General features: G+C 44.3%; 16 protein-coding genes and 1 other RNA gene. 13 read left to right on the top strand and 4 right to left on the bottom strand.

The features are described from left to right. The first annotated feature begins 5 nt into the window (after positions 1–5). From ABLA76_RS00435 to ABLA76_RS00425, 3 genes are all read left to right on the top strand, one after another. Complete coding sequence (locus tag ABLA76_RS00435) at positions 6–1,103, top strand: DUF4056 domain-containing protein (RefSeq protein WP_348986454.1); 1,098 nt, start codon at positions 6–8, stop codon at positions 1,101–1,103. Positions 1,104–1,391: 288 nt separating this feature from the next. After that, positions 1,392–1,637: a hypothetical protein gene (locus tag ABLA76_RS00430; RefSeq protein WP_348986435.1), complete on the top strand. Its 246-nt coding sequence runs from the start codon at positions 1,392–1,394 to the stop codon at positions 1,635–1,637. Between the two features lie 14 nt (positions 1,638–1,651). Continuing rightward, the gene (locus tag ABLA76_RS00425; protein WP_348986434.1) at positions 1,652–1,891 is read left to right on the top strand and encodes a helix-turn-helix domain-containing protein; all 240 of its coding nucleotides are present in this window, start codon (positions 1,652–1,654) and stop codon (positions 1,889–1,891) included. Between the two features lie 33 nt (positions 1,892–1,924). On the opposite strand, the gene ABLA76_RS00420 is transcribed toward ABLA76_RS00425, so the two are convergent. Beyond that, positions 1,925–3,655, bottom strand: a complete 1,731-nt coding sequence (locus tag ABLA76_RS00420) for an ABC-F family ATP-binding cassette domain-containing protein (protein WP_348986433.1) — start codon at positions 3,653–3,655, stop codon at positions 1,925–1,927. Between the two features lie 587 nt (positions 3,656–4,242). Between ABLA76_RS00420 and ABLA76_RS00415 the strand changes: the two genes are divergently transcribed. The 7 genes from ABLA76_RS00415 (at position 4,243) to ABLA76_RS00385 (ending at position 8,641) form a co-directional block, all read left to right on the top strand. Further along, complete coding sequence (locus tag ABLA76_RS00415) at positions 4,243–4,680, top strand: hypothetical protein (protein ID WP_348986432.1); 438 nt, start codon at positions 4,243–4,245, stop codon at positions 4,678–4,680. A gap of 57 nt (positions 4,681–4,737) precedes the next feature. Then, a complete protein-coding gene (locus tag ABLA76_RS00410) occupies positions 4,738–5,739 on the top strand; it encodes a DEAD/DEAH box helicase (protein ID WP_348986431.1) in 1,002 nt (333 codons plus the stop codon). Positions 5,740–6,170: 431 nt separating this feature from the next. After that, positions 6,171–6,839, top strand: a complete 669-nt coding sequence (locus ABLA76_RS00405) for a DedA family protein (protein WP_348986430.1) — start codon at positions 6,171–6,173, stop codon at positions 6,837–6,839. Between the two features lie 219 nt (positions 6,840–7,058). After that, a complete protein-coding gene (locus ABLA76_RS00400) occupies positions 7,059–7,364 on the top strand; it encodes a YqjD family protein (RefSeq protein ID WP_047768817.1) in 306 nt (101 codons plus the stop codon). Position 7,365: 1 nt separating this feature from the next. Further along, a complete protein-coding gene (locus ABLA76_RS00395; RefSeq protein WP_047768814.1) occupies positions 7,366–7,767 on the top strand; it encodes a phage holin family protein in 402 nt (133 codons plus the stop codon). Beyond that, positions 7,760–8,053, top strand: a complete 294-nt coding sequence (locus ABLA76_RS00390) for a YqjK-like family protein (protein WP_348986429.1) — start codon at positions 7,760–7,762, stop codon at positions 8,051–8,053. Before ABLA76_RS00395 ends, ABLA76_RS00390 begins: the two co-directional genes overlap by 8 nt. 192 nt (positions 8,054–8,245) lie before the next feature. Then, positions 8,246–8,641: a DoxX family protein gene (locus ABLA76_RS00385; protein WP_348986428.1), complete on the top strand. Its 396-nt coding sequence runs from the start codon at positions 8,246–8,248 to the stop codon at positions 8,639–8,641. 122 nt (positions 8,642–8,763) lie between these two features. Here the strand turns inward: ABLA76_RS00385 and ABLA76_RS00380 are convergent, their stop codons facing one another. Continuing rightward, complete coding sequence (locus ABLA76_RS00380; RefSeq protein ID WP_348986427.1) at positions 8,764–9,669, bottom strand: LysR family transcriptional regulator; 906 nt, start codon at positions 9,667–9,669, stop codon at positions 8,764–8,766. A 112-nt stretch (positions 9,670–9,781) separates the two neighbouring features. Here ABLA76_RS00380 and ABLA76_RS00375 point away from each other — a divergent pair, with 112 nt between their 5' ends. Next, positions 9,782–10,483, top strand: a complete 702-nt coding sequence (locus tag ABLA76_RS00375) for a pirin family protein (protein WP_348986426.1) — start codon at positions 9,782–9,784, stop codon at positions 10,481–10,483. A 57-nt stretch (positions 10,484–10,540) separates the two neighbouring features. Here ABLA76_RS00375 and rnpB read toward each other — a convergent pair. Beyond that, an RNA gene (rnpB, locus tag ABLA76_RS00370) (RNase P RNA component class A) lies at positions 10,541–10,927 on the bottom strand. A gap of 42 nt (positions 10,928–10,969) precedes the next feature. Further along, a complete protein-coding gene (gene rsmI / locus ABLA76_RS00365) occupies positions 10,970–11,860 on the bottom strand; it encodes a 16S rRNA (cytidine(1402)-2'-O)-methyltransferase (protein ID WP_348986425.1) in 891 nt (296 codons plus the stop codon). 63 nt (positions 11,861–11,923) lie between these two features. Here rsmI and ABLA76_RS00360 point away from each other — a divergent pair, with 63 nt between their 5' ends. Together ABLA76_RS00360 and ABLA76_RS00355 are read left to right on the top strand one after the other, a co-directional pair. Beyond that, on the top strand, positions 11,924–13,660 hold the full coding sequence (locus ABLA76_RS00360) for a penicillin-binding protein activator (protein WP_348986424.1): 1,737 nt from the start codon (positions 11,924–11,926) through the stop codon (positions 13,658–13,660). 25 nt (positions 13,661–13,685) lie between these two features. Beyond that, positions 13,686–14,066, top strand: coding sequence for a YraN family protein (locus ABLA76_RS00355; RefSeq protein WP_348986423.1), 381 nt, complete (start codon positions 13,686–13,688; stop codon positions 14,064–14,066). Positions 14,067–14,109: the final 43 nt, after the last annotated feature.

Below are 14,109 nucleotides of genomic sequence, written 5' to 3'. Positions count from 1 at the left end.
TACTGATGGCATGCCAAAACCAGCCACAATCTGTTGATCCGGTAGAACCTGTCCTTGTCAGTGATACCTATGAACAATCACAGCAAGATTGGAATGCATTACCTCCCATTGCCCCGCCAGAAGGTTTAAGGGCTTGCTGTGCCTTCGGCTATAACCTAAAAGCCCAACTCTGGAATATTCCCATTCCCTTCTACGACATCGACAATATTGTAGAAGCCAAAAAATTGGGTGAGCATCACTATAATAACAGTGTTATCGGTGCCAGTGCCGCCTTACTGGGGGTAAGCAATGAAAAAGTGGGTCTGCTCTATACTCACAAGGGAGGGTTTATTGATATCTCCCATGTCAGGGATACCGCAGATTATACGCTTTATCTGTTTAGCCAGATTTACGCTCATCTTGGTCAAGAGTGGCAATTAACCCTGAACAATGAACTTGCCGCGCGTAAAATTCACTTTTTTGCTTTTACGCCACCGCAAGATCCTGCCGAACGCTATACACTCAGTGCCTATTTGGCTGCCAGACTCGCTTTTCAGCTTGCCGCCTGGCATGAAATAGCGCAATGGTATGGCTATCAATCAGTCCCCGGGTTTTCGGAGGAAATTTCGGCTTTTTCCCCGGAAGATCTCTATTCAAACCTGTTGGGAGCAAGATTAGCATTAACACTGATTCTGACAGGTCACGCGTCTTCTGTGACACAGTTCTCAACCTCAGTGGATAAGATCTTACCGATGGCTTTGCATGAACTCGGGGATTATTCCAGGTCAGGCACAAAGGAGATATTTGATAGCATAGATGGTTTATGGTGGAACAGTTATCGACGCATTCCTGAGAAGTTTTTAGTACTGCATCGGAATTATGATATCCAGGACAACCGCTCCCCATTAATGCCTTTCGGTAAAGAGCACCTTGCCCTGCGCCTGTCTCTGCCTGAGCATTATCAGCATTTCTCATTAGAGAAACTGGCGGAATTTCAGCTATGGTCAACCCATGAAATGAAAAACCTGCCTGTTCCAAAGCCATATTGGACAGTGAAAGATTTTAAAAGGCTGGCGGAAAATGCCCAACGGGAAGATGAGAAACAGTTGTTATTGAATAAATAGAGCCTGTACGTAGATTTGTGGAATTACCCGATTGTGATAGGGCTAATTATCCGTCGTTACCACGGTGCCCATTACATTCATAATTTCTTCTCCTGCCACCCTATATCCCCTGTGCAGTGTTTGGATAAAGCGTGCAGCAGGTGGATATAGGACTCTCGAAGAGCTGAATCAAGATATTCAGCTTCAGACTGTTCAGATCCTAAATATGCAGTGACCAAAATCGGGGAGCATCTCAATTCCCCAAAGCATTTACTTTTTTCATCCAACGATCTTGATGAAGTTAAATCTATGGTCGGACGGGTCATCCAGCCTCATCAGCTAACTATCGTGGACGCCCAAATGCACTATATTCCACTTGGGGGTATTTCCATGAGCCGATTACGTTACGGTGCCTGCGTTGAAATCACCCCAGGAGAATTGGATTCGTTCTTTCTCATCCAGATGCCGCTGGCGGGCTGTGCGGGTATTGAAAGCGGTGATCAGTACCTCGACTCCCCCCCTAATCTGGCTTCCATTCTCAACCCAAAACCGTAGAACAGCTCGCTCAGGTGGCAGCCGTCAGCCTGCGCAGCCCCTATTCCGGCTTTAAGGAGTTTCTGAATATCAGCCCGATGCAGTATTTACGTGACCTGCGTATGGAACATGTACGCACAGAACTATTAGCGGGAGAAGCCACCAGCGTCACAGGCGTCGCTCTGCGTTGGGGATTCGCCCATATGGGACGCTTTAGCGCAGAATATAAAGCCCACTATGGTGAGACGCCAAGTAAAAGCCTGAAACGTGGGTAGCCTGCAAAGCATCGTATTTTATTATTTCGTCATTTATCCCAGCATTTCATACAACTTCTGAATTTCATTTCTCCAGCTCTCCTGATTTTTGGGCTTCTGGTGCCTCGGTTTCCTGGCCAAATCCTGCGTCAGATTTTGCTCCAATACCACAATGCGTTGCAGGATCTCTTCCTCATCCGTTAATACTTTCAAACCATCAGAAGTGCTTTCCTGATCCTTAACCACTGCTTTTTGATAAGGGATCACTTTTTTATTCAGGAACTGATAATACCCCTCACTGGATGTGACCTCTTCCAGTTTGCCATTTTTAATCAGCCAAAAACGATTAGCGATGTTATCGATAAACGCCCTATCATGCGAAGTGATTAATATCGTCATCCCGTTATTAATCAATTCATTCTCCAGCTCCATTTTGCCAAAAATATCCAGGTGGTTTGTTGGCTCATCGAGGATCAGGAAATTGTGCTTATTCAGTTTCAAGATCAAAAACATTAATCGGGAACGTTCACCACCACTTAATCGCCCCACCAATTGGTTAAAATCAGCATATTTAAAGCCTGTCGCAATCAGTTGCTGTTTACAGGTGATATCATCGATATTCGGCGTGTTATTTCTGACAGCATCAAAGATCGATTCGTTTAGCGGGATTTTTTCCAATTCCTGATCGAGATACCCCATATTACACTGCGGGGAAAAGATATTTCTGGCATTATTATAGGACTCAACAAGCGTATGAATCAGGGTGGATTTCCCCACGCCATTATCACCTAATAAGGCGATTCTATCGCCCGGCCGGATATACAAGCCATTATTAATTGAAAATAACGGATTAAACTGCCCATCCTGGTGATAGCCAATCCATTCTTCCCCAATTTGCAGCATATTTTTCGATTTAACTGAGTCGGCATCCAATGATAATCGGTAGATTTCCCCTTCGGTTATTTTGGTTTTATCCTTTTCAAGTTTTTCTGCCCGTTTTTCCATCGATTTGGCTTTTCTGGCAAACTTTTCGTTATCGTGGATTTTTCCCCACAATGCCAAACGCTTGGCACTTTCCTGTATACGCTGAATGTTCTTTTCTTCCGCTTTCAAACGTAATGCATCCGCTTTATCTTTTTCCTGCAAAGCAGTCAATGCCGGGCTGAATGGCAGGGAAAACGACGTCAATTGTTGGTCACGCAAGAAAATCGTCTGGTTGGTGACGTTATCCAGAAAGTTTCGGTCGTGGGAAACGATAATAAACGCGCTCTTTAGGCTGCTATTAAAGAAATCCTCGAAAAATTTCAGGGTATTGGCATCCAAATGGTTACTGGGTTCGTCAAATAAAATAATATCGGGTTCTGCAATCGCACTCATGGCAAACATCAATTTTGTTTTTTGCCCACCACTGAGATCAATAACTTTTGTCTTAAAATCAGTATTCTGAAAACCAAAATCATAAAGCATGGATACCGCTTTGTAATCACCATATTCATCTATTTGTTTTACTTTCTGGGAAATAGATTCAAATAAGGTCATCTCAAGCAATGCGTCATCAATAAATTGAGAAACCATCTCCAATCTCAAACCATTAGCATATTCAATTACCCCATCATCCGGCTTTTCAATACCCGCTAGTAGCTTAAGTAAATGAGTTTTTCCCGTGCCGTTATAACCAACTAAAGCAATTTTGTCATTTTCTTTAATCGTTATGGAGAGATTGCTGAATAATGGCTTTGAATTAATGCTAAAGTTAACTTTATTACAATGAATCAGCGTTGACATATTTATGCCCCCATCGCAAAACCTTTATTAATATCATAATTTTGATTATTTTCAGTCAATATTTATATCTTCAAAGAAAAATAAGGTCAAGTTTTCATTATAATAAATGAAGGGATAACCGCGAAATCTTGTGTATCTTAATGTGATTATTTATTTGATTAACTAACTTATATACTCGATAAACGTCAAGTTGCAATCCGCAAGACGACGCGAGGCCTTATATTTCCCCCGTTTATTCCCGAATTTCTTCAATCAGTTGTGAATGGATGTATTCTTCACAAACACGAGCCACGGGAACAGTACCGAAGGATGGTTGAACGCATTAACAATCGTGCTGGCGAGTAACGGTAACGGAGAAAACCGATTGCTGGGGCCTTATCGCAGCCGCACTGGGAAAGCAGGAAAATCGGAATATTTTCGGAGATCGTGTTTTCTCCAAAAAACACGAATGTGCCATCGCGCCATCGCCTGCGGACACCTATCGCCATTTATTCGCTGTAATCAATCAATGCCCTGAGAAAGCCTTCACAAATGCGAAGAAAGCGTTCAATCAGGCACAGGAGCAATATGAGCATATTATTAATGAATTGAAGATCCTCGAAGCCTTAAGCGACCAGCAGAATGCTTGCCAGAAACTGCAATTAAAGATTGAAAAATTAAACCTCCGCCAATTACAGCTCAGCGCATTTTTAGCCAAACGCCATGCTCGTACTCCAGCATGGTGGACATTGCGAATAAAAAAAATCTGTCGTGAAAAAGCAATTGCTGAAAGACTGAGTCGCAGGCTAGAGGCCTCTCAGACCAGCTACCAGCTGGAAGAAAAGCGCTTTCAAAAGGCCTCAACTGCACTAAATACAGAACAGCAGCGGTATGCTCCGCTGAAGCAGAAATACACAGATGTACTGTTTGCCTCTTTGGAAACAGATATGGAAGCTCCAGATATTCAGCGAACCGCATTTGGCCACGATCAGGCCCTGAATGAGGCTCGCAGTCTTCTGACCGTTAGAGCACTGGAATTGCACTAAGCATGGCTTGCGACCGTCTATAAAGAATGTAAATTAAAGGACGTATTATACTGTTTAATGTCTGTCATCAATAACTCATTTGAAAACAGAAAGGTAAGCCTGGCTCTATGGCGACTGCTGTTTATGATTGTCCCCGTGGTTTCATCAACATTTGCATCTGTGGGGCGCCAATTTAGCGCTTTCAGTGCTGGTGATATCGGCTGGTTATTCATTGATGAAGCTGGGCAGGCAACACCGCAGCAAGCAGTTGGTGCGCTCTGGCGCGCTAAACGTGCGGTTGTTGTTGGTGATCCTTTACAGATTGAGCCAGTGTTCACTATCCCCCCTATATTTGTGGAAGCAATTGCAAAAAGAGAGTTTGGTGAAACATGGCGGGACTGGTCTCCAACCATCCAGTCGGTTCAAAATCTGGCGGATAGAGTTAATCCTTATGGCACCATGCAGATTTCGAAAGATACCTGGCTTGGTAGTCCGCTTCGCGTTCATCGACGCTGTAATGAACCGATGTTCAGCATCGCCAATGTCATTGCCTATAACAACAAGATGTTGCACGGCAAAAACCAACTCTGGCCTCAAGATGAGTTTCTGTGGGGAAGTAGCTGCTGGTTTGACGTTTCTGGCGAGGCAGAAGGGAAGCATTATGTTCCTGCTCAGGGGCAGCATGTGTTGACTATGCTGAAAACCTGGCTACAGCACAACAATCAAACGTTACCCGATACCTATATCATTTCACCGTTTAAACAAGTCAAAAACCAATTGAAGGTTTTCCTGCAAAAAGAGCTTCGTGGCGTAGAAGGTATAAATCAGTGGGTCAACAAGCGTATTGGCACAGTACATACTTTTCAGGGTAAGGAAGAGAAAAACGTTATTTTTGTTCTGGGACTCTCGGAGAAGACCCAAGGTGCCGCAAAATGGGCCTCTGAGAAACCGAACCTACTCAATGTCGCTATTACTCGCGCACAAAGCCGTGTCTACATCGTTGGCAGTAAACGCATCTGGTCAGGTTGCCAATATTTTGACGTTGCAGATGAAAAGCTGGGAGAAGTTTTGCAAGATTGATTTTACTTTATGGTGAGCTTGCTTAAATCTATCCGACATCATTATGGGCAAGGATACCCATTTCTTTATAATTTCCTCACCTCATTCACCATTATATGGACGCTCCAATGCTTCGACGATAACAACATAAGAGTCCCTTGGTGAGACGGATATAAATATAATGAAAACAATTTATATAAAATAGTATTGGACTAAAAAACCATTTATTCACAACTAAAAAGCCCTATTCATTACCAAAATTGTCTGTCTCGATACTACTGATTTTGTTAAAGTGTGCCAATCGATCTTTATACCATCTTGAAGGGATTTCGAGATTATTTTATGACAACTGATATTAATTACTTTTGATTACAATGTATTTAATAGAAATTAACCATAAATGCACCATAAAAGTAAGGTGTAATCCTTAATCCGTGTTTTAGGAACATTTGATGGAAATTGTAACAGACCTGATTTATGCACTTTGGCACCAAGACTACGAAACATTGGCGAATCCGTCGCTGGTGTGGGCAATCTATATACTACTATTTACCATCCTGTTTCTGGAAAACGGGATATTACCGGCGGCGTTTTTACCGGGCGACAGCCTGCTCATATTAGTCGGTGTTTTAATTGCAAAAGAAACCATGAGTTTCCCTGTCACATTAGTCATTCTCACCACCGGAGCCAGCCTCGGCTGCTGGATAGGATATCTTCAGGGAAAATGGCTTGGCAATACAAAATTAGTTCAGGGTTGGCTGTCACATCTTCCTGCACATTATCATCAACGCGCACATAACTTATTCCATCGTCATGGCTTATCTGCCTTACTGATAGGCCGTTTTCTCGCGTTTATCAGAACATTACTGCCAACATTAGCAGGCCTTGCCGGGCTAAAAAATGGACGTTTTCAAATATTCAATTGGCTGAGTGGGTTCATATGGGTGGTTATTCTAACAACATTGGGTTATGCCCTTGGTAAAAGCCCGCTGTTCCGCCAGTATGAAGAATATCTGATGAGTTTTTTGCTGCTGTTACCTGTAGGTCTATTACTTATTGGTTTAATTGGCAGCCTGACTGTCATTTGGCGCAAAAAGCGCACTAATAAAACGCTATCGTAACGCTTTATTTCCCTGTGGTATGGCCGCGTATACCACAGGGCATTGCTTTTCCCACTTTCCTAACCTTGTCGATTAAGCTTCTCCACTTAGCCCTCTCAAACGGTATTTAAGGCTAATTCGCAATATATTGTGATAATTTTTCATCTATTCATACTTTCATCTCTTGATAAAAACGTCTATGTTTGAAATTCATCCATCGTATATTTAAGGAGACAGGCAATGCCACAAAAGAAAAGCTCTGAAGATCTACGTACTGAATTACAATCGCTTGCGGATACGCTAGAAGAAGTCCTCAACAGCTCCGGTGACCATTCAAAAGCAGAACTGGAAAAACTACGCAGCAAGGCAGAAAGAACACTGAAAAATGCACGAACTACACTCAGTGAAGCTAGTGATAGGCTGGTAGGTCAAACCAAGGAAATTGCCGGTCATGCAGACAGTTATGTTCGTGAAAATCCGTGGACCGGTGTCGGTATAGGTGCAGCCATTGGCGTTGTATTAGGCGTTCTGCTTTCAAGGCGCTGACATGACCCAATCCCCTCACCCGAAAGGCCCGGGAAAAGGGTTCTTTGATACGGTACGGCGAGTAGCAGCCATTGCTGTTCACATAGTTGAAACTCGCATCCAACTCGTTGCCGTTGAGTTGGAAGAGGGAGCAGCAACACTGGTACAACTGCTATTGCTGGTAGGATTGACATTACTATTTGCAGGCTTTGGCCTGATGTGCCTATTGGTGCTGATATTCTGGGCTATCGATCCAGCCTACCGAATAACAGCAATAGCTATCACTGCCGGAATGTTACTGCTCCTCGCCGTATTTAGTGCAATATGGACAATAAAAAAGGCGCGAAAACTGACCTTTCTTAACGCAACTCGAACACAATTGCATGTTGACCGCAAAATGCTGGAGGATGATCCTCATGAGTAAATCGGGGGATCGTCAGCGAAAATTGCGCAAGCAACAGCTATTAAAAGAGATCCAGCAACAACGACAGTTACTTGCTACTTATAGCCAGAACTGGCTTAAAATGACACAACCCTATGATAAAGGCTGGCAAACCTTCATTACTTTTAAGCCTTATGTTGCCATTGGATCTGGCCTTGCCCTGCTTTACGGACTCCGCCACCCCAGGCAGTTTTATCACTGGTCACGTCGTATAATCAACATCTTCGGGATCATAAAAATCGTCCGAAACACACTATACAAAAATTAATACCAACGAATTCTTTCAAAAAAACTGCATAAAATAGTTAATATTCCTTACTATCAACCAATAATACCTCTCCGTAGAATACTTCCCATCAGATAATGATTAACAAATCGTGCTGTTCAGTCCATTTTTTAGACAATAAAAGCTAAACAGACAGTTTATTTATCGCGGCCTGCGGTATTTGTGGAGACAATCATGAAAAAATTTGAAGATATTGGCCTGTTGGTTGCCCGTATTTTAATATCCGTGCTTTTCATTATCGCAGGATATGGAAAACTGGGTGATGCCTATGCAGGAACGCAGGAATTTATGGAAGCCATGAAGGTGCCAGGAATTCTATTGCCACTGACTATCTTGCTTGAACTGGGGGGCGGGCTTGCTGTGATATTAGGCCTGTTGACCCGCACCACGGCTGTGTTTATATTTATTTTCTGTATTCTGACCGCGCTCCTGTTCCATAGCGATTTTTCAAATGACCTGAACCTGACTATGTTCCTGAAAAACTTCTCAATCAGCTCAGGTTACCTGCTGCTGGCTATGATGGGACCAGGAAGATTCAGTATTGACCATGTAATGAAGAAAAATTGGTAATCGAAAAAACAGCGCATTTCCCTTTCTTTTTATAGCCCCTTCCTGTGTATTCGCAGCAAGGGGCTTTATGATATTTGCTGCATTCGCTTTATTATCTTGGTGTATACATCTTAATTGTATTTTCACGCATGTCTTTGCTTCGCAAACAATTTAGGAATTTCACGCAAGCACCAGGACTTAGCTTCGCCCATACTATCACGCCGCCATGCCATGATAATGTTGGTTTCATGGCTGTATTCCGAACCAATAACCCGCAAATGACCTTCGGCAATATCTTGTTCCACCATAGGGTATGGCATGGTTGCCACTCCTAGTCCTGCCAAAAGTGCCCGACGTTTATCTTCCAGTGAACTCACCGTCAAGCGCGGTTGTTTATCCAATAATTTAACCGTCAACACCGGACGCTCTCTTGCTGTATCAGCGACAGCTATTCCACGATATTTCACGCGTGTGGCATCAGACAATGGTTCGGGTTCATGATGGATAGGGTGATCCGCACTGGCAACATAGACATTATTAATAGAATAAAGTACCCGCGAATTCACTTCGGCAGAAGCCCTGAAATGCAGATCAGGCGCAATCACAATATCAGCATATCCTGTTTCCAGACGTTCCCACGCACCAGCTAAGACTTCCGTCATTAACGAAAGTTGCGTATTCGATTTAGACGCTAATTTATCCACAAGCGGAAACAGCGATGCCATTGGGAACAACGCTTCACACACAATCGTCAGGTGAGTTTCCCAACCACGGGCGAGCGCTTCTGCATCTGCGGTCAATTTATCCGCAGCTTCAAGCAGTAACCGCCCTCGCTCCAGTAGCATCCGGCCAACATTAGTAAATTTCGTGCGATGACCAGAGCGATCAAACAGCACAACGTCCAATTCCTCTTCCAGTTTCTGCATGGTATAGCTCAGTGCAGAAGGAACTCGCCCCAACTCATCCGCTGCCGCAGCAAAACTTCCCCGTCGGTCTATCGCATCCATTACCCGCAGGGATTCCAAAGTAAGCGCACGTTCTTTACCCATATTTTTCTCAATCAGGAATTTTGAATATAGTCACCAGATTAACTGGCTAACATTTCAACGTCCAGATAATTAAGATCGACAGTCATAGATCTATGGTTAAAGAGATAACAACATGATAATAACGAGAACAGCAAATCAATGCGGAAAAGCCAATTATGGCTGGTTACAAGCTCGCTATACGTTTTCATTTGGTCACTATTTTGACCCAAAATTTTTGAACTACAGGACGTTGCGTGTTCTTAATCAGGAAGTTTTGGCGCCGAAAGCCGAATTCCAACCCAAATCTTACCCTCATGTTGATGTCCTGAATATTATCCTGCACGGAGAAGCCCAATATCGAGACAGTGAAGGCAATCACTTCCATGCACGCCAAGGGGATTGTTTGCTATTTTCTGCCCGTCAAGGGATCCGTTACAGTGAGCACAATACCAGTGACACGCTCCCATTGACACGGCTGCAACTCTGGCTAAAGGCCTGTCCTCAGCAAGAAGCACGGCCATTACAGCATATAATTCTGCCAAACAAGCCGCTTACCTTACTGGCTTCTCCTACATCAGAAAATAACAGTATGCATCTGCGCCAGCAAACGTGGATAAGCTATCTCGAGCTTAACCCCCGTGACAGCCAAATTTTGGCTTTACGTAGCCAACATGCTTACCTGCAATCCATCAGTGGTAATGCAATAATTAATGGCCACCAAAGCAGGGACGTAAAGATTAAATGTGGGGATGGCGTATTTATTCAGGAAGAGCAGGAAGTGATGTTACAAACGGAGACGCCATTTCGGGGCCTGCTGATTGACTTGGCTGACTAATAACTCCTTGTTTATAAAGAAAAAGCCCTATAAAGCATCTGCTCTATAGGGCAAAATCTGTGAAGTTGACCGATAAGCCGGGTTCTGTCTTGGACAGCCATTCATCTAGGCCAGCACTTGCGCACTGGCTCAAGCAACCTACCCGGGTTCGGTACGGGCCGTACCATGCGAACCCCTATTTGGTCTTGCTCCGGGTGGAGTTTACCGTGCCACGAACTGTTGCCAGTCGCGCGGTGCGCTCTTACCGCACCCTTTCACCCTTACCTGATCCCAAAATTGCTTTTACAAACAAAGCTGGGCCATCGGCGGTTTGCTCTCTGTTGCACTAGTCGTAGGCTTTCACCTCCCAGACGTTATCTGGCACCCTGCCCTATGGAGCCCGGACTTTCCTCCCCTTTACTGCTCCCAAAAGAGCGGTAAAGCAGCGACTGTCTGGTCAACTCCGGCGCGGATTATAAGAGGTTTAATAGCCAATGTATAGGGTTTTCACGCATCTTCTTCAATTTGTCCCAAGGTCGTGTTTTGATCGAGTGAATAACGATATAAGGCATTTTTTTTCACACCGTGGATCTCTGCCGCCAATGCCGCCGCCTTTTTCAATGGCAGCTCTTTTTGCAGCAATGCCAATGTCCGCAAGGCTTCCTGTGGCAAGCTATCCTCGGCGGGCTTACGATATCCTTCCACAATCAGAACCATTTCTCCGCGGCGACGGGTTTCATCTTCCTTGACCCATGCCAGAAGCTCACCAGCGGGCATTCCTTGAATCGATTCCCACGTTTTGGTTAATTCTCGTGCCAACACGATATAACGATCGGCTCCCCATACTTTCACAATATCTTCTAAACTGTCCAACAGACGATGTGTCGATTCGTAGAAAATCAGCGTACGCGGCTCTTGCCCTAATTCACGCAAAGTATCCTGGCGTCCCTTACTTTTAGCCGGCAAGAAGCCTTCATAACAAAAACGATCTGAAGGCAGGCCAGCAGCAGACAGTGCTGTAATTGCCGCACAAGGGCCAGGTAGTGGAACTACATTGATACCGGCTTCACGGCAACGACGAACCAGATGATAACCCGGATCGTTAATCAACGGCGTACCGGCATCAGATACCAATGCGATGCTCGTTCCTTGTTCAAGTTTCGTCAGCAATTGATCTGCTTTTTGCTGTTCATTATGATCATGAAGTGCGAACATGCGCGCATTAATGGCAAAATGTTGAAGCAACAAGCCCGTGTGTCGCGTATCTTCGGCTGCAATCAGATCGACATGTTTAAGAACTTCAAGAGCACGCTGAGTAATATCCCCCAGATTTCCAATAGGGGTTGGCACAACATATAGCGTGGATGTCGTAACCACTGCTCGATTGGTTTGATTCATTGTTTCATCCGAATGACCGATTTAAGATTGAGCATCTTTGAAAAAAACATCACTGGATACAGTATGCTTCCCTCAATTTTTGTGCGTTTAAAAACTGGTTTAATCTATACAGCACTGCTGTCAACTATGATTATTGCAGGGTGTACCATGCCCGAACGGCAAGGGCAACCAACTTCTAAGCCTCAGGATAAGATCAGCGCAGAGATTAACCGCTATCAAGCCATTATTGACGCAGCACACAATCAACCATCGTTGGATGTGATCCGTGCTTACATCGTATTGGGATCTTACGCAACAGATGAAGCTACCCGCCAGAAAAACCTTGATGAGACCTGGCAATTACTGACGCAACTTTCTCCACAGCAAATGAGTGAATTGGTGATTAATGCCAATGAGTATACGTTGCAGGGCTGGCTTGATTTGCTCAATACCTATCAGACCAATAAACAGGATCTCGATAAACTGCGACTCGCTATTCACGATTGGCAAATCCGTTATCCAGACAACCCCGCTGCACACAGTTTACCCACAGCCCTGCAACAAATGTTGCAGGAAACTAAAAACAGCCATGCCACAATGGGGTTATTTCTGCCATTGAGCGGCCAGGCCAAAATATTTGGGGATGCCATCCGTCAGGGTTTCCTTGATGCTCAAAAAGGGCTACCAAAGCCACCATTACCAGAATCACCATTGCCGGCAAATGCCAGCGCTGCAAATTCAGGGAATACTGATGTTGTCACAACTGAACCAGATATGGGTGTGATAAATGATGTGCCTGTTAATGATCTGACCGTAAAAATCTATGATACCAACAGCCAGCCTCTTACCGAACTGCTGGAACAGGCTAAACAAGATGGTGTCACTCTGGTGGTTGGGCCATTACTGAAACCGAATGTGGAACAATTGGCTCAAATTGAAACGCCACTGAATATTCTGGCGCTCAATGAACTCGATATGCCACAAAGACGCCCGAATATCTGTTATTTCTCACTCTCCCCAGAAGATGAGGCAAAAAATGCGGCCATGCATCTCTGGCAGCAGCAAAAACACAGCCCTTTGGTGTTGATACCCCGCACTGAATTAGGCTCACGGGTTGCAAAAGCTTTTGCACAAGAATGGCAAAAACTGGGCGGTCATACGGTATTGCAGCAATCTTTTGGCACGCTGGATGAAATGAGGAAATCCATGAATCGTGGTATCGGCATTCGCTTGTCAGGTACACCGGTTGTGTCCACAAATTCTGCCACAGAGCCTGTCGATGCCGTTTATATTGTTGCAACCACAAGCGAACTGACCACGATCAAGCCCATGCTCGATATGGCGATCAGTTCCCGTAAAAAGCCAGCTCTTTATGCCAGCTCACGCAGTAATAAATCAGATTCAGGCCCTGATTTTCGTCTGGAAATGGATGGCATGCAGTTTAGTGACATCCCGTTGCTGACCGGCACAAACGTGCCCTTAATGCAGCAAGCAGCCAAAAAATTCACCAATGATTATTCCCTGATGCGTCTCTATGCTATGGGAATTGATGCATGGTCGCTAGCCAATCAATTTACGCAAATGCAACAAGAAATGGGGTTTCACCTGAACGGCGCTTCGGGAGAACTATCCGTGACGGATAACTGCACTATCTTGCGTCAATTGCCCTGGATGCAATTCAATAATGGTCGCATAAGCCTCGAAAATACCAATAACACCGAAAATATAAATAACACAAAAGGTCTCGATAACGCAGGAAATACCAATAATATAGAGAGCAGCAATAACACTGATTCCAATGCAGTGCATGGTTCTCTGTGATTACAGGCATCGTGGTCATTTCAGGATGAAAAAACCAACAGGCAATCACTACGCGCTGGGGCACCATTATGAACAGCAGGCTAAACTGTTTTTGCAAAAACAGGGGCTTGTCTTTGTTGCTGAGAATGTGAAAATTCGGGGCGGGGAAATCGATCTGATTATGCGTGACAGGCATACATGGATATTCGTTGAAGTCCGTTTCCGCAAAAATGCACAATATGGTGATGCCATTGCTACAATTACTCAAAGTAAGCGTAGAAAGATATTATATACGGCTGCTGTCTGGCTGTCTCAACGCAATGAATGTCTGGAAACGGCATCCTGCCGTTTCGATGTTTGTGCAATAACAGGACAGAAATTTGAATGGCTGAAAAATGCCTTCAACCTGAATGAGAGCCCATTTTAATAGATTCTCAATTTTCTCACTAAATAAATAATTCCAATATACA

Source organism: Xenorhabdus sp. SGI240 (assembly GCF_040081915.1).
In the GTDB taxonomy this organism is placed as follows: domain Bacteria; phylum Pseudomonadota; class Gammaproteobacteria; order Enterobacterales; family Enterobacteriaceae; genus Xenorhabdus; species Xenorhabdus bakwenae.
This window is presented reverse-complemented; position numbering and strand designations above follow the sequence as displayed.